The organism is Bacillus sp. JJ675 (assembly GCF_036963165.1).
GTDB classification, from domain to species: Bacteria; Bacillota; Bacilli; order Bacillales; family Bacillaceae; genus Bacillus; species Bacillus glycinifermentans.
On sequence record NZ_JBALMR010000111.1, the window covers coordinates 1 to 20,035 of the forward strand.

The window sequence follows — 20,035 nt, forward strand, 5'->3', positions numbered from 1 at the left end:
GTAAAGCTGGCCTTTTTTGATGTATTCTTTTTTTCTTAATAGCAGTTTGGCGATATAGTATGGAAATTTTCTTTCGGTTATATGTAAAAACTGCTGAATGATGACATAGTCGTCACTTGAGCATTGCAGAAGAAGGTCGTACCACCATTCCGTTTCATATCTGGCGATCATGCTCAGATTGTAGGCAATCAAGTAATGAACCAATATTTCCGGAAGTTTTAAAAACCGGTCGCGGGCGGCGGGAAAGAAATACGCTTCATTCTCAAGGTCAAAAAGCAAACTCGTCGAAGTGCATGGATGAGCTTCCTTTTGGTCTGAAGAAAAAACGAAGCTGCCGTGGTCTTCTCCAATAAAATTCCAATTTAAATGGTATTCGACATGCTCGATGAATCGTTTGGCTGACATGTTATAAGCATCTGCTGTATGCTGGGGGAGTCTGATGCTGCCGTCTTGCACCGACACTTTCACCATCGGATTTTCTCTCCTTTGAAATGACAGCACTTTATTGATTTCCGGTATGTTGGCTAAAAGCTGCTTCATGCTGAAGCGTTCGTCTTCAAGGCCCTTTAATTGAAATAAGGATTGAATGACATGCATGCATAGCCCATTTCTTTGAATTTTCACTTCATCTTCATAAAAACGATAATTTTGTTTTTTTCGTTTTCTCGTGGTGACGCCGTGTGCAAGCACAGAGGTGTGGCTTGGATAGGAAGGATCTGAAGTTAATATGCAAGCTTTTAAAAGCTGGGCCATTCCGTAAAATAACAGAATCGGCTTAATTTCAATAGAAGCCAGTTTTGCCTGTTTGTAGAAGGCTTCAGCATGTTTGAGAAAGAAAATGAACCGTTCTCCATTTTTATAAGAGTTTCTTTTCGGATCGTCCATATCGTGATTTTTATATACCTTTTCTAGAAAATTCTGGGATGTCTCCACGGAGTAAAACAGCTCTAGTTCTTTCCATCCCTTATTTCGCATAAACTCCACTTCCCTCATGAATATTTTCTAAAAATTACAACTGTTTGTCGCTTTCTTGACAGTCGGTTTTCAAGTTGATAATCTACATATAATATTTTGCCGAAAAGAGGGGGATTTACTAATGTGGGAAAGCAAATTTTCAAAAGAAGGCTTAACGTTTGATGATGTATTGCTTATTCCGGCTAAATCAGAAGTTCTTCCGCGCGACGTGAATTTATCGGTTGAGCTTACTCCATCTCTCAAACTGAATGTTCCGATTATCAGTGCAGGTATGGATACCGTTACAGAAGCTGAAATGGCCATTGCAATGGCAAGGCAGGGCGGACTTGGCATCATCCACAAAAACATGTCGATCGAACAGCAGGCTGAACAAGTTGACAAGGTGAAGCGTTCAGAGCGGGGCGTCATTACGAATCCGTTTTTCCTGACACCCGAACATCAAGTATTTGATGCAGAGCATTTAATGGGCAAATACAGAATTTCCGGCGTTCCGATTGTCGATAACAGCGAAGACCAGAAGCTGGTCGGAATCATTACAAACCGCGATCTTCGATTTATTTCTGATTATTCCATGAAAATCAGCGATGTGATGACAAAAGAAGAGCTGGTCACTGCTCCTGTCGGCACAACGTTAGACGAGGCAGAAAAAATCCTTCAGAAATATAAAATCGAAAAACTCCCTCTTGTAGATGATCAAGGTGTGTTAAAAGGTCTTATCACAATCAAAGATATTGAAAAAGTCATTGAGTTCCCGAACTCAGCGAAAGATGTTCACGGCCGCCTGCTGGTTGGGGCTGCGGTCGGCGTAACAGGCGACACGATGACGCGCGTCAAAAAGCTTGTCGAAGCCAATGTTGACGTGATTGTCGTCGATACGGCACACGGCCATTCTCAAGGCGTTCTGAATACGGTCAAAAAAATCCGTGACACGTATCCGGAGCTGAATATCATTGCAGGAAACGTTGCGACCGCAGAAGGAACGAAAGCGCTGATCGACGCCGGTGCAGATGTGGTCAAAGTGGGTATCGGACCTGGATCAATCTGTACGACCCGTGTCGTAGCGGGAGTCGGCGTTCCGCAAGTGACTGCGATTTATGATTGTGCGACTGAAGCAAGAAAGCACGGAGCTGCCATTATCGCAGACGGCGGAATCAAGTATTCCGGTGACATTGTAAAAGCATTGGCTTCAGGCGGACATGCCGTCATGCTTGGAAGCCTTCTTGCCGGTACATCTGAAAGCCCCGGCGAAACGGAAATTTATCAAGGCAGACGCTTTAAAGTGTACCGCGGCATGGGCTCTGTCGCTGCCATGGAAAAAGGAAGCAAAGACCGCTACTTCCAAGAAGAAAACAAAAAATTCGTCCCTGAAGGCATCGAAGGCCGCACGCCTTACAAAGGACCTGTTGCCGATACGATTTATCAGCTTGTCGGCGGTCTGAAATCAGGCATGGGCTATTGCGGAACGAAGGATTTGCAGGCTTTAAGAGAAGACACGCAGTTCATTCGGATGACAGGCGCCGGCCTCAGGGAAAGCCACCCGCACGATGTTCAAATTACCAAAGAATCGCCTAACTATACCATTTCTTAATCAAAAGTGACAAAAATTAAACTGTAGACAGAGTGATACTCTGTCTATTTTTTTTTGCTTCATTATGATAAAATTTATGATGTTGTGTTGAAAAATGTCTTTTATGGCTTTTACATAGATTGAGTACGATGAAAAGCGGAGGTATACAATTTGAAAAGCAAGAAATTCAAACAGCTGATCATGTTAGTTGTTGCTTTTGCAGTGGTGATAGGAGCATTTTCTCCTATGTCAAACGCAAAGGCTGCAAATGATCCAATTAATGTAAACGCAAAGGCGGCCATTTTGATTGAGGCGTCATCAGGGAAAGTGCTGTACAGCAAAAATGCCGATGAGCGTCTTCCTGTTGCCAGCATGGCGAAAATGATGACGGAGTATCTTCTTTTGGAAGCGATTCATGAGGGCAAAGTGAAATGGGATCAAACATATACACCGGATGATTACGTGTATGAAATTTCTCAAGACCGTTCATTGTCCAACGTTCCGCTTCGCAAAGACGGCTCTTATACCGTGAAAGAGCTTTACCAGGCGACTGCAATTTACTCAGCAAATGCTGCGGCAATCGCGCTTTCGGAAGTTGTAGCGGGTTCTGAAAAGAACTTTGTTGAACAAATGAATAAAAAAGCAAAAGAACTTGGCATGAAAAATTTCAAATTTGTCAATGCGACAGGTTTGGCAAACAAAGACCTTCACGGAAAACAACCGGTGGGAAGCGCTGATGAAGAAAATGAAGTTTCTGCAAAAGACATGGCGATTCTTACTGACCATTTGATCAAGGATTACCCTGAAATTCTGGATACGGCAAGCATTGCAAAAACAAAGTTCAGAAAAGGCACAGACGATGAAATGGACATGCCGAACTGGAACTTTATGCTGAAAGGCCTGGTTCAGGAATATAAAGGCGTTGACGGACTGAAAACAGGCTCAACCGATTCTGCAGGATCTTGTTTCACCGCGACTGCCGAAAGAAACGGCATGCGCGTGATTTCCGTCGTACTTAACGCAAAAGGCAACATCCACACTGGACGTTTTGATCAAACGAAAAAAATGCTGGATTATGCTTTTAAAAATTTCACGATGAAAGAGCTGTATGCAAAAGGCGATCAAGTAAAAGGCAATGAAACGGTTAAAGTCGACCAGGGGAAAGATCAGGAAGTCGCGATCGTAACGGAGAATGCTTTTTCGATCCCTGTGAAAAACGGCGAAGAGAAGAACTATAAGGCAAAAGTCACACTTGATAAGAAAGAGCTTTCCGCACCTGTGAAAAAAGGTGAAAAAGTCGGAACATTGACGGCTGCTTATACGGGAGATCAGAAGGATTACGGCTACGTCGGCAGCGATGTATCAGGTGTGAAATTGGTAACAAAAGAAAATGATGAGAAAGCAAACTGGTTTGTCTTAACGATGCGCAGCATCGGCGGATTTTTCGCTGGAATCTGGAACAGCATCGTTGAAACGGTAACCGGCTGGTTTTAATAGCAAAGAGCTCTATGATTAGGGCTCTTTGCTGTAATTTCACATTTACAATCCAAACGATTTGATATTAAAATAGAAATAATCTTCGTGTTTTTCCATATGATTTTGCGGAATTATAGGATACAATAAGATTAAATCTGACAATTCTATCAATAGGGGGATCCTACAATGGCTCAAACAGGTACTGAACGTGTAAAACGCGGTATGGCAGAAATGCAAAAGGGCGGCGTCATCATGGACGTTGTCAATGCTGAACAAGCAAAAATCGCTGAAGAAGCAGGAGCCGTCGCTGTTATGGCGCTTGAACGTGTTCCGGCTGATATCCGTGCGGCTGGCGGGGTTGCCCGTATGGCAGATCCGACAATCGTCGAGGAAGTCATGAACGCAGTGTCGATTCCGGTTATGGCGAAAGCACGCATCGGACATATCGTTGAAGCGCGCGTTCTTGAAGCGCTTGGCGTTGATTATATTGATGAAAGCGAAGTTTTGACTCCGGCCGACGAGGAATTCCACTTAAATAAAAGCGAATTTACCGTTCCGTTCGTATGCGGATGCCGCGATCTTGGAGAGGCAGCACGCCGGATTGGAGAGGGAGCTTCCATGCTTCGCACAAAAGGCGAGCCGGGAACGGGAAATATCGTTGAAGCCGTCCGCCATATGAGAAAAGTGAACGCTCAAGTGCGCAAAGTAGTCGGCATGAGCGATGACGAGCTGATGACAGAAGCGAAAAATCTCGGCGCTCCTTATGAGCTGTTAAAACAAATTAAAGCTGAAGGACGCCTTCCTGTTGTAAACTTTGCAGCCGGCGGCGTGGCAACGCCTGCTGACGCTGCTTTGATGATGCAGCTTGGCGCTGACGGCGTGTTCGTAGGATCCGGTATCTTTAAATCCGATAATCCTGCAAAATTTGCGAAAGCAATCGTTGAAGCGACAACGCATTACACAGACTACAAACTGATCGCCGAGCTTTCAAAAGAGCTTGGAACTGCAATGAAAGGGATCGAAATTTCAAATCTGCTGCCAGAACAGCGTATGCAAGAACGCGGCTGGTAATGTAAGGAGACGGTTTTACATGCTGACAATTGGTGTACTTGGACTTCAGGGAGCGGTAAGAGAACACATTCGTTCAATTGAAGCATGCGGAGCGGCCGGAAAAGTGGTGAAATGGCCCGAAGACTTGAAAGAAATCGATGGTCTTATTTTACCGGGAGGCGAAAGCACGACGATGAGGCGCCTCATCGATACGTATCAGTTTATGAAGCCTCTTCAGGAATTTGCCGCGTCCGGAAAGCCGATGTTTGGAACTTGTGCGGGTTTGATTATCCTGGCGAAGAAAATCGCCGGATCTGACGGTGCTCATCTTGGCGTCTTGAATGTAACGGTGGAGCGCAACTCCTTCGGAAGGCAGAGGGACAGCTTTGAAGCGGATTTAACGGTTAAAGGGCTGGATAGACCGTTTACCGGCGTATTTATCCGTGCCCCTCACATTTTAGAGGCGGGTGCAGACGTCGAAGTTCTTTCTGAGCATGACGGAAGAATCGTTGCTGCCAAACAAGGAAACCTGCTCGGCTGTTCGTTCCATCCAGAATTGACGGATGACGACAGAATAACCAAGCTTTTCATTGACATGGCGGAACAGCATAAAAAAGAAGCCGTCGTATAAAACAGTTGAAAGCTGTGAAAACTTGTAGTACATTAAAAGGACAATTACAGATCGAAAAGCGTTGACAGGAAACAGTAGGAAGCCTCTCTTTCCAAGAGAGCCGATGGTTGGTGCGAATCGGCGAAAGATGCTGTCCGAATCCATCCTTGAGCGAAATGCTGAACATTCAAGTAGGCATTTACGGGAAGACCGTTATGAAACGAAGCGGAAAACGGTGTACGACACGTCCCGTTTTCAATCAGGGTGGCAACGCGAGAGCTCTCGTCCCTTTACACATAAGGGGACCAGGGCTCTCTTTTTTTCGATCAAAAACAGTAAAAAGGAGCGAGGCAGATGCTTGACGTGAAGCTGCTGCGGGCAAATTTACAAGAGATCAAACAAAAGCTTGCCCACAGAGGAGAAGATTTAACAGATTTTGATCAATTTGAAGAATTGGATGCAAAAAGAAGAGAATTGATCGTCAAAGTAGAAGAATTGAAAGGAAAGCGCAATGAGGTCTCCCAGCAGGTGGCGGCTTTAAAACGCGAGAAAAAGGATGCAGACCATCTGATTAAAGAAATGCGCGAAGTCGGCGAAGAGATTAAAACGCTTGATGAAAGCTTAAGAACAGTCGAAGCTTCTTTAGAAAGAATCATGCTGTCCATTCCGAACATCCCTCACGAGTCTGTGCCTGTCGGCGAGACAGAAGACGATAATGTCGAAGTGCGCAAATGGGGCGAGGTTCCCGAATTTTCTTTTGAAGCGAAGCCTCATTGGGAAATTGCCGACCAGCTTGAGATTCTCGATTTTGAGCGTGCCGGAAAAGTGACGGGAAGCCGCTTTGTTTTCTATAAAGGGCTTGGCGCACGGCTTGAACGTGCCTTATTTAACTTTATGCTTGACCTCCATGTCGATGAATACGGCTATACAGAGGTGCTGCCTCCTTACATGGTGAACCGGACGAGCATGACGGGCACAGGGCAGCTTCCTAAGTTTGAAGAGGATGCTTTTAAAATCAGGGAAGAGGACTATTTTCTGATTCCGACGGCGGAAGTGCCGGTGACGAACATGCATCGCGACGAAATTTTAGCGGCTGACGAGCTGCCGATCAATTATGCCGCGTTTAGCGCCTGCTTCCGTTCAGAAGCCGGCTCTGCCGGAAGAGACACGCGCGGATTGATTCGCCAGCATCAATTCAACAAAGTGGAGCTCGTGAAATTTGTTAAACCTGAGGATTCTTATGAGGAGCTTGAAAAGCTGACAAATCAGGCTGAAAAGGTGCTTCAGCTGCTCGGGCTGCCATACCGCGTGATGAGCATGTGTACGGGAGATCTAGGCTTTACAGCAGCGAAAAAATACGATATCGAAGTCTGGATACCGAGCCAGAATACGTATCGTGAAATCTCCTCTTGCAGCAACTTTGAAGCCTTTCAGGCAAGACGGGCCAATATCAGATTCAGAAGGGAAGCAAAAGGAAAGCCTGAACACGTTCATACGTTAAACGGCTCAGGCCTGGCGGTCGGGCGAACAGTCGCCGCCTTGCTGGAGAACTATCAGCAGGAAGACGGAAGCGTCGTCATCCCTGAAATTCTCCGCCCTTATATGGGAAATAGAGAAGTCATTAAAGCATAATGAAAAAAGGTGCGCGAATTAGGCGCACCTTTTTTATTTTAACGACCAGACGGCGGCGATATTCCGCGCGCAATGTTCGAGATACGTTTTTCCATTGGCGAGCGAATCCTCCAACGTACGCGTCCCCGGCACAATGGAAAAAAGAGCCGAAATCCCTTTGTCATAAACGAGTTCACAGCCTTCACCGAGAGAGCCGGCGACAGCGATGACCGGAATGCCTTCCCGCGAGGCCCGGCTTGCGACACCGACCGGCGTTTTGCCGTGAATCGATTGGCCGTCTATTTTCCCTTCTCCCGTGATCACGAGGTCCGCTCCTTTTATCCGTTCAGAGAAAGACAGGGTGTCCAGCACAATGTCGACACCGCTTTTCAATTCCGCTTTTAAAAAAGCCTTGAGGCCCGCACCTAAGCCGCCCGCCGCTCCGGCACCGGGAAGGGAATCGGCCTCACATTTCAGCTCCGCCTTGATGACATAGGCATAATGCTTCAAGTTGTCATCCAATAGGGCAACCATGTCGTCCGATGCGCCTTTTTGCGGTCCGAATACGGCGGATGCCCCATTGGGACCTGTCAGAGGGTTGTCGACGTCACAAGCTGCTTCAAATACGACGTCCTTTAATTTTGGATGCATTCCGTCCGTATTGATCGCAGCAATTTGAGACAATGAACCGCCGCCGTCACCAATCTCGCGGCCGTCTTTGTTTAAAAATTTCACGCCGAGTGCGCTCGCCATGCCCGCGCCGCCGTCGTTTGTCGCACTGCCTCCGAGCCCGATGATGATGTGAAGCGCGCCCTTTTCTGCGGCATCGAGGATCAGTTCTCCCGTTCCCCTCGTCGTCGTCACCAGCGGGTTGAGCTGATCGGGAGGAACGAGATGAAGGCCTGACGCCTCCGCCATTTCAATCACGGCCGTTTTTCCGTCTCCAAGCAGCCCGTAAACCGCCTCAACCGGCGTTCCGAGAGGACCTGTTACCGTTTTGCGGATCAATTCCCCGCCGGTCGCATCAACCAAAGCTTGAACGGTTCCTTCACCTCCGTCTGCGACCGGAATTTTGACATATTCCGCCTCAGGCAGAACGGTTGCAAAGCCTTTTTCAATGCTGTCGGCAGCCTCCATGGAGGTCATGCTTTCCTTAAATGAATCTGGTGCGATCACGATTTTCATACTTTCCGCTCCTTCTTACTTAAAAAATTGAAAAACACCGAAAATCAGCGTCGATATGATCGTTAAAACCAAACCGATGGCCGTTTCGTAAGGAATGAGTGCAAGGCGTTTTTTCATCGGCATGAATACGCTGCCTCCTGTCGTATGAAAAAAACTTCCGTGAGGCAGGTGATCAAGGACTGTCGCACCGGCGTGAATCATGGCAGCGCCTGCAAGGCCGGAGACGCCGAGATCGACAAGCGTCGGCCCGAACACACTGCTGGCGACAGCGGTGCCTGCGGTTGTCGAAGCTGTAGCCATAGACATCAAAATGCCTGAAATCGGCCCCAAAAGAAAAGGCGGCAGACCCAAACCGACAAGGCTGTCCGTGATCAACGAATTAAGCTCTGAATTCGCGATCATCCCGGCGAGTGTTCCTGTGCCAATCAGCATGATGGCGACGCCTGACATTTTAGTGAGGCCGGAAGCGGCAAAATCCTTCAGCTTCCCGGCTTGTCCAGAGGCGATAGCCGTCACAAGCCCCCCGGCCGGGAGTGCGATCATCGGATCAATGGTAATTCCTGCGGCCGGTCTTAAAGCCAATAAAAGAATGGCAGCAGCCGGCCCGCTGATTGCCGCCCAAAACGAGGGGGCATGTTCATGGCCATTGCTTTCAATTTCTGCAGAAGACGTATATGTTCCTTTGTTGGCCAGCCGTTTTGCTAACAAATATGCCGCGCCCAATCCGAAAACGGCGGGAATGATCCCGGCTGCCATCACGGATGTCAAAGGGATGTGAAACGCATCTGAAGCGGCGATTGCATTGGGATTGGGAGACATGATATTCCCGGCTTTCCCGCCGCCGATCATCGCCAAAAGAATGGCGGCTTTGCTGGTTGATGTCCGTTTGGCGATGGCCAGGGCGATCGGGGCAACGGTAATGACTGCAACATCGACGAAAACGCCGACCGCCGTTAAGATTGTTGTCGCCAGCGTCAGCGCAAGCAATGCCCGTTTTTCGCCGATTTTTTTGACGATCGTTTCGGCAATGACTGCAGCTGACCCTGATTGGATCAGGACACCGGCGAGGATGCCGGCCGCCAAAATACGAAGCACGGCAGGAATCATCGTTTTGGCCCCTGATATCATTAAATCTGTCGTTTCAATGACATTCGCACCGCCGATTAAACCTCCGGCCAACGCTCCAATCATCATTCCATAAGCCGGAGGCACCTTTTTTAAAATGAGAAAGATCGAAATCGCTAAAGCGCAAAGAGCGCCAATAGCGTTTATTTGAATATCCACACTGCATCCCCCCTACAACTTAGATTGTAAACGCTTTCTGATGGAGGGAGAATTGGTCAGGCAAACGGATTTTAACGATCTGAACCATCGCAAAATTGTTCACTTGCACAATTTGCAAAAAGCATCATTGCCGTATACAGCTTAAACAGATCCTCCAGATTTTTTGGATCGCATCCAGTTGCCGCTTTAATTTTCTTTAAACGATAGGATAATGTATTTCGGTGAATAAACAGTTTTGAAGCAACTACACCGATTTCTCCGTTTTCCTCGATGTAGCAGAGAAGGGTTTTCATCAAATCGCCTTTTTGATCTGCAAGTGAAAGCCGATCCCAGATCTTTCTGAAATGGATTTCCTGATGTGGATGGCGGATGTTTGAGAGAAGCACAGGGACGGCGAAATCGCGGTAGTCGTAAAAATGATTGCGGGTTCCCGCCTTATCGGCAATGTACAAGGTTTGTTTTGCACTTTGGTACGAAAAGGGAAGCTGGTTGAGCTGCTCAGCTTGTTCTCCGCATGCTCCTCTGATATCCTTCCAGCTGCTCAGCCAATCTTTCCATATCATAAAGGTGTCAGACCGGCTCCTCCCCGGCTCATCTGCCAAGAGAACGGCGATTTCCGTCAGTGAAACATTGGCATAAAGGTCTCGGGGCCTTAGCTGCTTTTCGAGGCCTTTGATAAAGTCCGGCTTCAAATCGGCGGAAGGAAGCTCAAACACGAGGCATAATCGTCTGCCTTCGAGCGGAATTTGCAAACGCTCGGCGCGTCCCAGGAAGTCAAGGGATGACAAATCCGCACCATGGAGCATTTGAATAACCGTTTCCTCCCGAAGCCTTTGGTCCCATGTCAGCTGTTTTGTCAAAAAAGCTTGTTCCACGGTCATTTCCGCCGCCATTTTGACAAGTTCCCCGTATGGACTGACCTTAGACGGAGCCCCCGTAATGCCGATGACTCCGATGATTTCATCATGAAATACGATCGGAAGGTTCACGCCCGGTTTTGTCCCGGCTAAATCGGAGCATTCGTCCGGCGAAATGCTGATTCCGCTTTTGCCAGAAAGGGCATCCTTCGCCCCCGCATGTTCATCACCGATTCTTGAACGATCCCCGGAGGCGATGATCACCCCGTTTTCATCCATAATATTGATATTATGTCGAATAATCGACATCGTTCTATCAACAATTTCCGCAGCGAGTTCTTTTAAGAGATAGTTCATTTTGCCGGTGCTCCTGTCCAGTTGTTTTTCATATGAGGATTTTTCCGTCGATCCACCATTCGATAAATTGTTTTAAAGTGGGGGCAACCCACGTACGGCTGTCGTCTTCATGATTCCAAACGTATATATCGTCTCTTTGGATGGAACCGTTTAAAATGGAATAACCAAATAAATCGCCGTTTCCTGCGTCAGCGATAAATAAGAGACAATCAAATGGCATATACAAATCTTTAAAAATTTCGCTGTTTCTCAGCTCTTTGTTTTCGTCTATGATCCGGTCTGCGGACCAAATGAGATGGCATCCGAATTCATCGTTTATGCCATCCGTTTCTTTCAGCAGGCTTTCCAATTCTTCCGGGAGATCAATGTTGAATGTCTGTTTGATCTCCTCCAGTTTTGCGGTTTCAGCAGGCTTGTTATATGTATACTTTCCCGGAAAATCTCGCCACATCGTCATCACCTTTATCATGTCTTTTATATCATTATAAGTGAACGATCAATAAAATTAAATTTTTATTAAAAATACCCTTGACTCAGAAATATGGGACATGTTATATTAATTCTTGTCGATACGGAGGAATACCCAAGTCTGGCTGAAGGGATCGGTCTTGAAAACCGACAGGGGTGTCAAAGCCCGCGGGGGTTCGAATCCCTCTTCCTCCGCCATTATTGATTTGCATTTTAGTGATTGACTAAGCATAAATTGGAGATTGTGTTGCCGCTGCCCGGATGAGGCAGCGGTTTTTTTATATTCTAACGATAACAGCATGGCTGGCGAATCTGGAGAAAATTGCCCCCAAGCCCTGAACCGAAAAGGGCCGGGGGTCTTGTGTTTTCTAATAAGTTCCTATAAAGTAAAAATTAGCGATAGATCGGCTTTTTGTAGGGGCGTTCGGCTCACCTCCATATATGGAAGAAGGGAGGTGAGAAAATATGGCTGTAGAAAGTGCAATTCAATTGATGCTTTCCTTTGGAATCCTGATTGTAGGGATTCTGACGCTGGCCTATAATTTCACGAAAAAAAAGTAGAACGCCCCTGACTCCTACATCCGGGCGTTCCACTTCTAACATTTAGGACAAAGCCGACTCCCTTACAGGAGCTATTCTATTGCCGATCGGAGATGTTACCAGCATCTTCGATCTTTTTGTATTCACAGTATACTCTTCAGAATAAATTATATTCATGTGTGCTGTAATTGTGAACAGGAACTGTATACTGATTGTGTATCGACTATATATTGTCATTGTAGAACAACATGTTGGCCTTGTCCATAAAAAATTCCCTGAATGGAGTATTCGGGCGGCTGAACCTCTGCGGCGTAAATCAAGCCGTCAAGATATACCTCTTTTTTCATATCTATCTTTGAATGACTTTGCTAATTTTTTCGATAATGGGGTCCAAGGAGGCGGAATTGTTCAATAAATCGTATTCCTCTATGTTGACCCTTACGACAGGACAGGCGTTAAAGCCGCTGATCCAGTTTTCGTACCTTGTATACATTTCCTCCCAGTAGGACCGGTCTGTCTGGAGCTCCATTTCCCGTCCGCGTTTTTGGATGCGGTCGAGGATTTTCTCCAAATCGCCTTCCAGGTATATAAGGGCATCAGGGTGAGGGAAGTATGGCGTCATCACCATCGCTTCAAACAGGCTCGTGTAGGTTTTATAGTCGATTTTTGACATCGTTCCTTGTATCGGCATGCATTTTCGCAAAAATACCTGTATCTTCGTAAATGGAGCGGTCCTGGACAAAGCCGCCTCCAGATTCAAAAATATATTTTTGCTCTTTGAACCGTTCTGCCAAAAAGAAAATCTGCAAATGAAAACTCCAGCGTTCGAAGTCGTTATAAAAAGCCTCCAAATAAGGATTATTCACGACATTTTCAAGTGATGTTTTAAAGCCGAGCCTTTTTGCAAGCTCTTTTGTTAATGTAGATTTCCCCACTCCCACCGTGCCTGCGACGGTAATGATGGCGTCTTTCGGAATATCGTGTACAGTCATTGTATATACTCCTTTACTTGATCGGCAATTCGCTGAAAAACTTCTTTAGATAAAACAAAATCATCCTGATCACCGTTTATTTCGATAATCGGCAACGTTGGTTCAGCTTCTTTGATTTGTTTGATTGCAGTCTCGTAGTCTTCGATCAGCTGTTCCAAATACTGCTCGTCCATCTGCTGTTCAAAAGACCGTCCCCGCTTTTTGATCCTCTTTAATAAAGTCGGAAGGCTTGCGCGAATATAAATGATGATATTCGGCTTCGGCAAGTCCTCTGTGAGCAGTCCGTAAATTTTTCTGTATTTCTCAAGCTTTCTGCCTGTTAACGTCCGTTCCGCAAAAATGAGATTTTTATAAATATGGTAGTCGGAAATGACGGGTTTGTTTTTATGTAAAAACTCTTTTTCAGCGTCTTCAAGCTGTTTGTAGCGATTGCAGAGGAAAAACATTTCCAGCTGAAAGCTCCATTCGTCTTTATCCTCATAAAATTTGCCGAGAAAAGGGTTTTCTTCGACAATTTCCTTAACAAGGGACAAGGAGAGCGTTTCTGAAAGCATGCTGGCCAATGTTGTTTTTCCCGCCCCGATGGGACCTTCGACAGCAATAAAAGGGGCTCTTTTCATAGGTGTCCTCCTACTTGGATAAGCGTTTGCTTTTGATTTTCAACATTCATATTGTATCACATCCTTTTCTTTTGCCCATGAAAAAAACGTTCCGTTAACGTGGGAACGTCTCTTTTACAATATTAAATTGATCGGCGATCAGGAGCCAGTTTTGCGGGAATGACAAGCCGAGCTTCCAATAGCTGATTCCCCTTAAGTTTAATTCTTTAATCAGATTGAATTTAGCTTGGATCGATCTTGCATCCTCGAACCAGACTTCGTGCTGTTTGCCCGCTTTGTCTGTATAGCGGAAATGCGGGGCCTGGGCTTCTTCATCGAATAAAATAGATGCGTTATTCTCGCTGGCAATCGTGATCGCTCGCTGGGGGCTGATGGCTTTTGCGGGCGGTCCGCCCGGTTTATAGGGAAGCGTCCAATCATAGCCGTATAAATTTTGGCCCATAACGATTTTATTGGCGGGCATTTCTGTGAGCGCATATTCAATGACATTGCGGACGGGCCCTATCGGCGACACGGCCATTGGCGGTCCTCCGCTGTATCCCCATTCATACGTCATTAATACGACGAAATCGACAATTTGGCCATGCGCCCGGTAATCGTGAGCTTCATACCATTGCCCGGCTTGCGTCGCGCTTGTTTTGGGCGCTAAAGCGGTGGAAATCAGCCAGCCTTCCTGTCTGAAGCGGTCTCGCGCCTCTCTTAAAAATTGATTATAAGCCTCTCTGTCCTGGGGTCTTAAATATTCAAAGTCAAAATGAATGTCTCTGAATCCGTATCTTCTGGCAGTGATAACAATTTGATTCAGCAATGTGTTTTTGACGTTCTCGTCTGTCAGGATGATCCTTCCGAGCTCGGCGCTGAAGGCATCGTTCTCAAGATTGGTCACAATCATCATCATTGTGACGTTCTGCCTGTCGGCAATTTGCTTCAACCCGGTAAGCGGCGGCTCGCGCAGCGTACCGTTACGCCTAACCTGAAAGCTAAAAGCTCCGAGATAGGTCAGATATGGCGAAGCTTCTCTCGCCGCTTGCTGGAGAGCAGCGCTGACTGTGTTTCCTCGCGGTTCAATATAAGCATTTACTTCTATATTTCGCTTTGGCCCAGGAGGAATGTACAATAACAGCCCTACAGGGAGCTCGGCGTCTGGCCGCATGCGGTTGATCCTGGCGAGCTCGGCCGCCGACATGTTAAAACGGGCTGCGATCGATGCCAGTGTATCTCCTGCTCTTACCTCGTAAAATTGACCGGCAATCGGTATCACGATGGTTTGTCCGACAACAAGACGGTTCGGATTTGGAATCTCATTTGTCTCGACAATTTCATTTACCGTGGTTCTGTACCGATTGGCAATTGTGTAAAGCGAATCGCCTCTTTTCACGACGTAGATTTGGATGGAAAACGCCTCCTTTCTCATTGCTACCACTATATGAGAAAAAGAAGTGTTTCATGCTCTAAGTTTCATTGATGAGCTCACCGGAAGTTGTAATGTTGGCAAACAGGACATCCTTCATTATCGTGATTGCGTACCGGTTGTCTTTTTCAGTGTTTGAGGCGATGCAATCCTTCGGCAGCGTAATGTCGTATTCCCGCATATAGGCATCGTTTGCAGTAAACAGAACGCATATGTTGCCGGCGATTCCCGTAATGACCAGATGATTGACAGCGAGTTCGTTTAACAGCGTGTCGAGTGCGGTTCCGTAAAAAGCCGAATGCTTAGGCTTGATGAGAAAATAGTCGTTTTCACTCGGCGCCAGCAGGTCGATGATGTTTTTGCTTTTTCGATTTTTGCATTTCTTGATAATGGCAGCAATATCCGCTTGCCAAATTCCAAAATGGTCATTAATGTATATGATAGGCCAATTCATGCTGTGTGCATGTTTCTTTAACGCCAGGAGATCGGGGGCCATCGCCTCTGTTTTTTCGGAAAGAGCGTCACCCATATCGAATTGAAAATCATTGATGATGTCGACAATAATAAGGGCGGTATTTGACTTGGACAAGTCGGTCTCTCCTCCTTTCAGATTGTTATTATACGTTAGCCTTTCCGGATGAAGAAAAAACATTGAAAGAGTGCGTGCTGATGACACAAGACGAGCTTTATATGAAAGAAGCCATTCAAGAAGCGAGAAAAGCCGAGGAAAAAGGAGAGGTGCCGATCGGCGCCGTACTTGTTCTCGACGATGAAATCATTGCCCGCGCCCACAACTTGAGGGAAACGGAGCAAAGATCCCTCGCGCACGCAGAAATGCTTGTCATAGACGAAGCGTGCAAAAAGCTTGGGACATGGCGGCTTGAAAGAGCGGTCCTTTATGTTACGCTTGAGCCCTGCCCGATGTGCGCCGGAGCGGCCGTGCTTTCAAGGGTTGAAAAAGTCGTTTTTGGAGCGTTTGACCCAAAAGGCGGCTGTGCAGGGACTTTAATGAACCTTCTTCAGGAAGAGAGGTTTAATCATCAGGCGGAAGTGGTCACAGGCGTCTTGGAGGAAGAGTGCGGCCTGTTGCTGAGCGATTTTTTCAGGAAGCTTCGGGCGAAAAAGAAAGCAGAAAAGCAAAATAAAGCACAGAGATAGAAATTTGCAATTAAGGATGAAATAAGTTATACTAAGGTGTGCGTCATAAATAGACGCATCAGCATAATTTGATATTTATTTTGCCGTGCTAAGCGGGGAGGTAGCGGTGCCCTGTACTCGCAATCCGCTCGAGCGAGGCCGAATTCCTTTCTCGAGGTTCGTTTACTGTAAGGCCTGCCTTAAACAAGTGGTGTTGACGTTTGGGTCCTGCGCAATGGGAATCCATGAACCATGTCAGGTCCGGAAGGAAGCAGCATTAAGTGGAACCTCTCATGTGCCGCAGGGTTGCCTGGGCTGAGCTAACTGTTTAAGTAACGCTTAGGGTAGCGAATCGACAGAAGGTGCACGGTAAATCAATCATCAAATTACAAACTCATCTATTTTCGAATAGATGGGTTTTTTTCTTAATAAGAGCTTTTGGAATTGAAAGCAGCTTCATGTATAATAAGGATGATGATATTAAGAGGAGGGCGTGTTTGTGAGTTATCAGGCTTTATATAGGGTGTTCAGGCCGCAGTTGTTTGAAGATGTCGTCGGTCAGGAACACGTCACGAAAACGTTGCAAAATGCCCTTTTACAAAAGAAATTCTCTCACGCCTATCTGTTTTCCGGACCGAGAGGAACAGGGAAAACAAGCGCCGCAAAACTTTTTGCCAAAGCTGTAAACTGTGAGCGCGCTCCGGTCAGTGAACCGTGTAACGAATGTTCCGCGTGCAAAGGCATTACAAGCGGTGCAATTTCAGACGTCATTGAAATCGACGCCGCATCCAATAACGGTGTAGATGAAATTCGCGACATCCGGGACAAAGTGAAATTCGCCCCGTCCAGTGTCACGTATAAAGTATATATCATAGATGAAGTACATATGCTTTCTATTGGCGCATTCAACGCTCTTCTTAAAACGCTTGAAGAACCGCCTGAGCACTGTATTTTCATTCTTGCAACAACAGAGCCCCACAAAATTCCGTTAACGATTATTTCAAGATGTCAGCGTTTTGATTTTAAGAGAATCACGTCACAGGTCATTGTCGGACGAATGAAAAAAATCGTCGAAACCGAGCAGTTCAAGGTTCAGGACGGCGCACTCGAAATTATCGCCAGTGCTGCCGATGGAGGAATGAGGGACGCGTTAAGCCTGCTTGATCAAGCAATATCATTCAGCGGCGATGAGCTGACGGTTGATGACGCGCTGCTGATCACGGGCGCCGTGTCTCAAGCGTATATCGGAAAGCTTGCATTGTCCCTTCATGAAAAGAATGTTTCCGATGCTTTGGAAACATTGAACGAGCTGCTTCAGCAGGGGAAAGACCCGGCAAAACTGATCGAGGATATGATTTTCTATTTCAGGGATATGCTCCTTTATCAGACAGCGCCGGATTTAGAGGGTGTGCTTGAAAAGGTGAAAGTGGATGAAGCGTTCCAAAACCTGTCAAAGCAAATTCCTGCACCTGCTCTTTATGAAATGATTGATATTTTAAATAAAAGCCATCAGGAAATGAAATGGACGAATCACCCGCGCATTTTCTTTGAAGTTGCGGTCGTGAAGCTTTGCCAGGGCGCGAAAGCAGAGGCGCCTTCTGCCGGACAGCCGGAAATCGAAGACCTTATCAACAAAGTTCGCCGGCTTGAACAGGAAATCGACAGGCTTAAAACGTCTGGATTCCAAGCAGCTCCAGCACAGAATCAGCCAAAAGAAGCGCCGCGCCCGCAAAAAAGCGTGAAAAGCGGATACAAGGCGCCGGTCGGCCGCATTCATGAAATATTAAAAGAGGCGACAAGATCGGACCTGGAAAAGCTCAAGGGATGCTGGGGGGAATTGCTTGCCCAGCTCAAACAGCAAAACAAGGTGTCCCATGCAGCCCTTTTGAATGACAGTGAACCGGTAGCGGCGTCTTCAACCGCATTCGTCCTCTCATTTAAATATGAAATTCACTGTAAAATGGTTGCCGAAGACAATAACGGCGTCAGGACAAACCTGGAACAAATTTTAGACGGAATGCTTGGCAGAAGAATAGATATGGTTGGCGTTCCCGAAGCCCAATGGGGTAAAATAAGAGAAGAATTTTTACAGGAACACCAGCCGGAAGATTCAGATGCAAATACCAAAGAAGAAGAGGATCCGCTGATAGCAGAAGCTAAAAAGCTGTTCGGAGCGGAACTGATTGAAATCAAAGAATAAAAACAGGAAAGAGAGTGGATTTAGGTATGCGCGGTGGAATGGGAAATATGCAAAAAATGATGAAACAAATGCAAAAAATGCAGAAAGATATGCAAAAAGCGCAGGAAGAGCTTGCGGAGAAAGTGCTTGAAGGTACAGCAGGCGGAGGCATGGTCACCGTTAAAGTAAACGGGCAAAAAGAAATTATTGATGTCGTGATCAAAGAGGAAGTCGTTGATCCGGAAGATGTGGAAATGCTTCAAGACCTCGTTCTTGCGGCGACAAACGACGCTTTGAAACAAGTCGACGAAGTGACAAATGAAACGATGGGTAAGTTTACAAAAGGAATGAACATGCCGGGTTTATTCTAGGAGGAAAATAATAATGCAGTATCCTGAACCAATATCAAAGCTGATCGACAGCTTTATGAAATTGCCAGGGATCGGACCCAAAACAGCGGTCCGTCTGGCTTTTTTTGTTCTCAGTATGAAGGAAGATGTTGTATTAGATTTTGCAAAGGCATTGGTAAACGCAAAGCGCAATTTGACGTATTGTTCGGTTTGCGGGCACATTACAGACCAGGATCCCTGCTATATTTGCGAAGATACAAGAAGAGATAAATCGGTGATATGCGTTGTTCAGGATCCGAAAGACGTCATTGCCATGGAAAAGATGAAAGAATACGATGGATTGTACCATGTTTTGCATGGGGCGATATCTCCGATGGACGGCATCGGACCGGAAGACATTAAAATACCCGAATTGTTGAAACGATTGCAGGATGATCAAGTAACGGAAGTGATTCTCGCGACAAACCCAAATATAGAAGGAGAAGCTACAGCCATGTACATTTCAAGGCTCTTAAAACCATCAGGCATCAAGCTGTCGCGCATTGCCCATGGACTTCCAGTCGGCGGCGATTTGGAATATGCAGATGAAGTCACTCTTTCTAAAGCGCTTGAAGGCAGACGTGAGATGTAGAGGGAGGAGAATTGCATTACCATGGGGTTTCTTCGAAAAAAAAAGCTAAGAAAAGAATTTGATCAAAAATTGATGGAACAGCTGATGAGGCAAAAGGAAGAATGGAACAGACAAAAGCGGCTGATTGAAAACAGCCTTGAGCCTTCCCTTGAAGTCCTTCACGAGTTAAAAGTCGCCGAGGCAAAATACTTTTTTTATTTGCGTGAGGCCAAAAAAAGATATTTAAGACTCGGCGGATGGAAGTAGCCGGTCTATTTTCATGAATCTCTTCATATGCTTGTACTAGAAAAAATGAGGAGTGAGGGATTCATGGGATCTGTTATTATCATTGGGGCAATTGTGGCGTTGGTTGCCCTGTTGTTTTTTTCAGGAGCCTCCTTTAAACCGTTAAAATGGGCTGGTACAATTGCCGTTCGATTTATCATCGGGGCGCTGTTATTATTCTGTGTGAATCTGTTTGGCGAGAGCATGGGAATTCACTTGCCGATTAATGTTATTACGACAGGAATCAGCGGGCTGTTGGGTATTCCGGGAGTGGCGGCACTTATTGTGATTAAGCAGTTTATTATAATTTAATTTTTTGTTGACATTTGTCTTCTAAGGTGTTAAATTTATATTCGTCGCTGATGACGAATTATTTTTTTGAAAAAAAGTTGTTGACGACATTCTGAATAAATGTTACTATATTATAGTCGCTTCGAGAGCGGCAACGAAGTTCTTTGAAAACTAAACAAG

General features: G+C 46.1%; 20 protein-coding genes, 1 tRNA gene, 1 other RNA gene, 1 pseudogene and 1 other annotated feature. Of the genes and pseudogenes, 14 read left to right on the forward strand and 9 right to left on the reverse strand.

Features of this window, described 5'->3' with window-relative positions; translation table 11 throughout:
- Positions 1-975 (reverse strand): YaaC family protein (locus tag V7126_RS22935; RefSeq protein WP_335499463.1); only part of this gene is annotated, 975 nt, incomplete at its 3' end.
- Positions 976-1,096: 121 nt separating this feature from the next.
- Between V7126_RS22935 and guaB the strand changes: the two genes are divergently transcribed.
- The 5 genes from guaB (at position 1,097) to serS (ending at position 7,310) form a co-directional block, all read left to right on the forward strand.
- Complete coding sequence (gene guaB, locus V7126_RS22940; RefSeq protein ID WP_046131365.1) at positions 1,097-2,563, forward strand: IMP dehydrogenase; 1,467 nt, start codon at positions 1,097-1,099, stop codon at positions 2,561-2,563.
- Between the two features lie 150 nt (positions 2,564-2,713).
- Complete coding sequence (locus V7126_RS22945) at positions 2,714-4,036, forward strand: serine hydrolase (protein ID WP_175077542.1); 1,323 nt, start codon at positions 2,714-2,716, stop codon at positions 4,034-4,036.
- Positions 4,037-4,204: 168 nt separating this feature from the next.
- Positions 4,205-5,089, forward strand: a complete 885-nt coding sequence (pdxS, locus tag V7126_RS22950; protein ID WP_046131367.1) for a pyridoxal 5'-phosphate synthase lyase subunit PdxS — start codon at positions 4,205-4,207, stop codon at positions 5,087-5,089.
- A gap of 19 nt (positions 5,090-5,108) precedes the next feature.
- On the forward strand, positions 5,109-5,699 hold the full coding sequence (gene pdxT, locus V7126_RS22955) for a pyridoxal 5'-phosphate synthase glutaminase subunit PdxT (protein WP_175077544.1): 591 nt from the start codon (positions 5,109-5,111) through the stop codon (positions 5,697-5,699).
- A 52-nt stretch (positions 5,700-5,751) separates the two neighbouring features.
- Positions 5,752-5,971, forward strand: a binding site (T-box leader).
- A 61-nt stretch (positions 5,972-6,032) separates the two neighbouring features.
- Entirely contained in the window at positions 6,033-7,310 is a 1,278-nt protein-coding gene (gene serS / locus V7126_RS22960) for a serine--tRNA ligase (RefSeq protein ID WP_046131369.1), read from the forward strand.
- Between the two features lie 33 nt (positions 7,311-7,343).
- Here serS and V7126_RS22965 read toward each other — a convergent pair whose 3' ends face one another.
- The 4 genes from V7126_RS22965 to V7126_RS22980 all read right to left on the reverse strand — a co-directional run bounded on the left by V7126_RS22965 (position 7,344) and on the right by V7126_RS22980 (position 11,423).
- Positions 7,344-8,474, reverse strand: coding sequence for a glycerate kinase (locus V7126_RS22965; RefSeq protein ID WP_175077545.1), 1,131 nt, complete (start codon positions 8,472-8,474; stop codon positions 7,344-7,346).
- 15 nt (positions 8,475-8,489) lie between these two features.
- Positions 8,490-9,758: a GntP family permease gene (locus V7126_RS22970; RefSeq protein ID WP_175077546.1), complete on the reverse strand. Its 1,269-nt coding sequence runs from the start codon at positions 9,756-9,758 to the stop codon at positions 8,490-8,492.
- A 71-nt stretch (positions 9,759-9,829) separates the two neighbouring features.
- Positions 9,830-10,972: a CdaR family transcriptional regulator gene (locus V7126_RS22975; protein ID WP_175077547.1), complete on the reverse strand. Its 1,143-nt coding sequence runs from the start codon at positions 10,970-10,972 to the stop codon at positions 9,830-9,832.
- Positions 10,973-11,000: 28 nt separating this feature from the next.
- Complete coding sequence (locus V7126_RS22980) at positions 11,001-11,423, reverse strand: SMI1/KNR4 family protein (protein ID WP_046131373.1); 423 nt, start codon at positions 11,421-11,423, stop codon at positions 11,001-11,003.
- A gap of 122 nt (positions 11,424-11,545) precedes the next feature.
- On the opposite strand from V7126_RS22980, the gene V7126_RS22985 reads away from it, so the two are divergent.
- A tRNA-Ser gene (locus V7126_RS22985) sits at positions 11,546-11,638 on the forward strand.
- Positions 11,639-11,905: 267 nt separating this feature from the next.
- Positions 11,906-12,001, forward strand: a complete 96-nt coding sequence (locus V7126_RS22990; protein WP_231947411.1) for a putative holin-like toxin — start codon at positions 11,906-11,908, stop codon at positions 11,999-12,001.
- Positions 12,002-12,329: 328 nt separating this feature from the next.
- Here V7126_RS22990 and dck read toward each other — a convergent pair.
- The 4 genes and pseudogenes from dck to V7126_RS23010 form a co-directional block, all read right to left on the reverse strand.
- Positions 12,330-12,972, reverse strand: a pseudogene (dck, locus tag V7126_RS22995) (deoxyadenosine/deoxycytidine kinase).
- On the reverse strand, positions 12,969-13,592 hold the full coding sequence (locus V7126_RS23000) for a deoxynucleoside kinase (RefSeq protein ID WP_046131375.1): 624 nt from the start codon (positions 13,590-13,592) through the stop codon (positions 12,969-12,971). The pseudogene dck and the gene V7126_RS23000 overlap by 4 nt, the downstream one beginning before the upstream one ends.
- Before the next feature lie 94 nt (positions 13,593-13,686).
- Positions 13,687-15,006: a glycoside hydrolase family 18 protein gene (locus V7126_RS23005; RefSeq protein WP_046131376.1), complete on the reverse strand. Its 1,320-nt coding sequence runs from the start codon at positions 15,004-15,006 to the stop codon at positions 13,687-13,689.
- A 37-nt stretch (positions 15,007-15,043) separates the two neighbouring features.
- Positions 15,044-15,592, reverse strand: coding sequence for a cysteine hydrolase family protein (locus tag V7126_RS23010; RefSeq protein ID WP_236809893.1), 549 nt, complete (start codon positions 15,590-15,592; stop codon positions 15,044-15,046).
- 80 nt (positions 15,593-15,672) lie between these two features.
- On the opposite strand from V7126_RS23010, the gene tadA reads away from it, so the two are divergent.
- From tadA to V7126_RS23045, 7 genes are all read left to right on the forward strand, one after another.
- Positions 15,673-16,161 carry a tRNA adenosine(34) deaminase TadA gene (gene tadA, locus V7126_RS23015; RefSeq protein ID WP_046131377.1) on the forward strand — a complete coding sequence of 163 codons (489 nt, stop codon included), beginning with the start codon at positions 15,673-15,675 and terminating at the stop codon, positions 16,159-16,161.
- Between the two features lie 83 nt (positions 16,162-16,244).
- Positions 16,245-16,510, forward strand: an RNA gene (gene ffs, locus V7126_RS23020) — signal recognition particle sRNA large type.
- Between the two features lie 129 nt (positions 16,511-16,639).
- Entirely contained in the window at positions 16,640-18,340 is a 1,701-nt protein-coding gene (gene dnaX, locus V7126_RS23025) for a DNA polymerase III subunit gamma/tau (RefSeq protein ID WP_046131378.1), read from the forward strand.
- Positions 18,341-18,366: 26 nt separating this feature from the next.
- Complete coding sequence (locus V7126_RS23030; RefSeq protein WP_006640440.1) at positions 18,367-18,690, forward strand: YbaB/EbfC family nucleoid-associated protein; 324 nt, start codon at positions 18,367-18,369, stop codon at positions 18,688-18,690.
- 13 nt (positions 18,691-18,703) lie between these two features.
- Complete coding sequence (gene recR / locus V7126_RS23035) at positions 18,704-19,300, forward strand: recombination protein RecR (RefSeq protein ID WP_046131379.1); 597 nt, start codon at positions 18,704-18,706, stop codon at positions 19,298-19,300.
- 21 nt (positions 19,301-19,321) lie between these two features.
- Complete coding sequence (locus V7126_RS23040; protein WP_046131380.1) at positions 19,322-19,546, forward strand: YaaL family protein; 225 nt, start codon at positions 19,322-19,324, stop codon at positions 19,544-19,546.
- A gap of 63 nt (positions 19,547-19,609) precedes the next feature.
- A complete protein-coding gene (locus tag V7126_RS23045) occupies positions 19,610-19,876 on the forward strand; it encodes a pro-sigmaK processing inhibitor BofA family protein (protein ID WP_046131381.1) in 267 nt (88 codons plus the stop codon).
- Positions 19,877-20,035 lie beyond the last annotated feature (159 nt).

What these genes read in the sequence shown, in the direction of transcription:
- guaB (WP_046131365.1), top strand. Translation starts at nt 1,097, where the DNA reads ATGTGGGAAAGCAAATTTTCAAAAGAAGGCTTAACGTTTGATGATGTA.
- pdxS (WP_046131367.1), top strand. Translation starts at nt 4,205, where the DNA reads ATGGCTCAAACAGGTACTGAACGTGTAAAACGCGGTATGGCAGAAATG.
- pdxT (WP_175077544.1), top strand. Translation starts at nt 5,109, where the DNA reads ATGCTGACAATTGGTGTACTTGGACTTCAGGGAGCGGTAAGAGAACAC.
- serS (WP_046131369.1), top strand. Translation starts at nt 6,033, where the DNA reads ATGCTTGACGTGAAGCTGCTGCGGGCAAATTTACAAGAGATCAAACAA.
- V7126_RS22965 (WP_175077545.1), bottom strand. Translation starts at nt 8,474, where the DNA reads ATGAAAATCGTGATCGCACCAGATTCATTTAAGGAAAGCATGACCTCC.
- V7126_RS22975 (WP_175077547.1), bottom strand. Translation starts at nt 10,972, where the DNA reads ATGAACTATCTCTTAAAAGAACTCGCTGCGGAAATTGTTGATAGAACG.
- V7126_RS22980 (WP_046131373.1), bottom strand. Translation starts at nt 11,423, where the DNA reads ATGTGGCGAGATTTTCCGGGAAAGTATACATATAACAAGCCTGCTGAA.
- V7126_RS22990 (WP_231947411.1), top strand. Translation starts at nt 11,906, where the DNA reads ATGGCTGTAGAAAGTGCAATTCAATTGATGCTTTCCTTTGGAATCCTG.
- V7126_RS23000 (WP_046131375.1), bottom strand. Translation starts at nt 13,592, where the DNA reads ATGAAAAGAGCCCCTTTTATTGCTGTCGAAGGTCCCATCGGGGCGGGA.
- V7126_RS23005 (WP_046131376.1), bottom strand. Translation starts at nt 15,006, where the DNA reads ATGAGAAAGGAGGCGTTTTCCATCCAAATCTACGTCGTGAAAAGAGGC.
- tadA (WP_046131377.1), top strand. Translation starts at nt 15,673, where the DNA reads ATGACACAAGACGAGCTTTATATGAAAGAAGCCATTCAAGAAGCGAGA.
- V7126_RS23030 (WP_006640440.1), top strand. Translation starts at nt 18,367, where the DNA reads ATGCGCGGTGGAATGGGAAATATGCAAAAAATGATGAAACAAATGCAA.
- recR (WP_046131379.1), top strand. Translation starts at nt 18,704, where the DNA reads ATGCAGTATCCTGAACCAATATCAAAGCTGATCGACAGCTTTATGAAA.
- V7126_RS23040 (WP_046131380.1), top strand. Translation starts at nt 19,322, where the DNA reads ATGGGGTTTCTTCGAAAAAAAAAGCTAAGAAAAGAATTTGATCAAAAA.
- V7126_RS23045 (WP_046131381.1), top strand. Translation starts at nt 19,610, where the DNA reads ATGGGATCTGTTATTATCATTGGGGCAATTGTGGCGTTGGTTGCCCTG.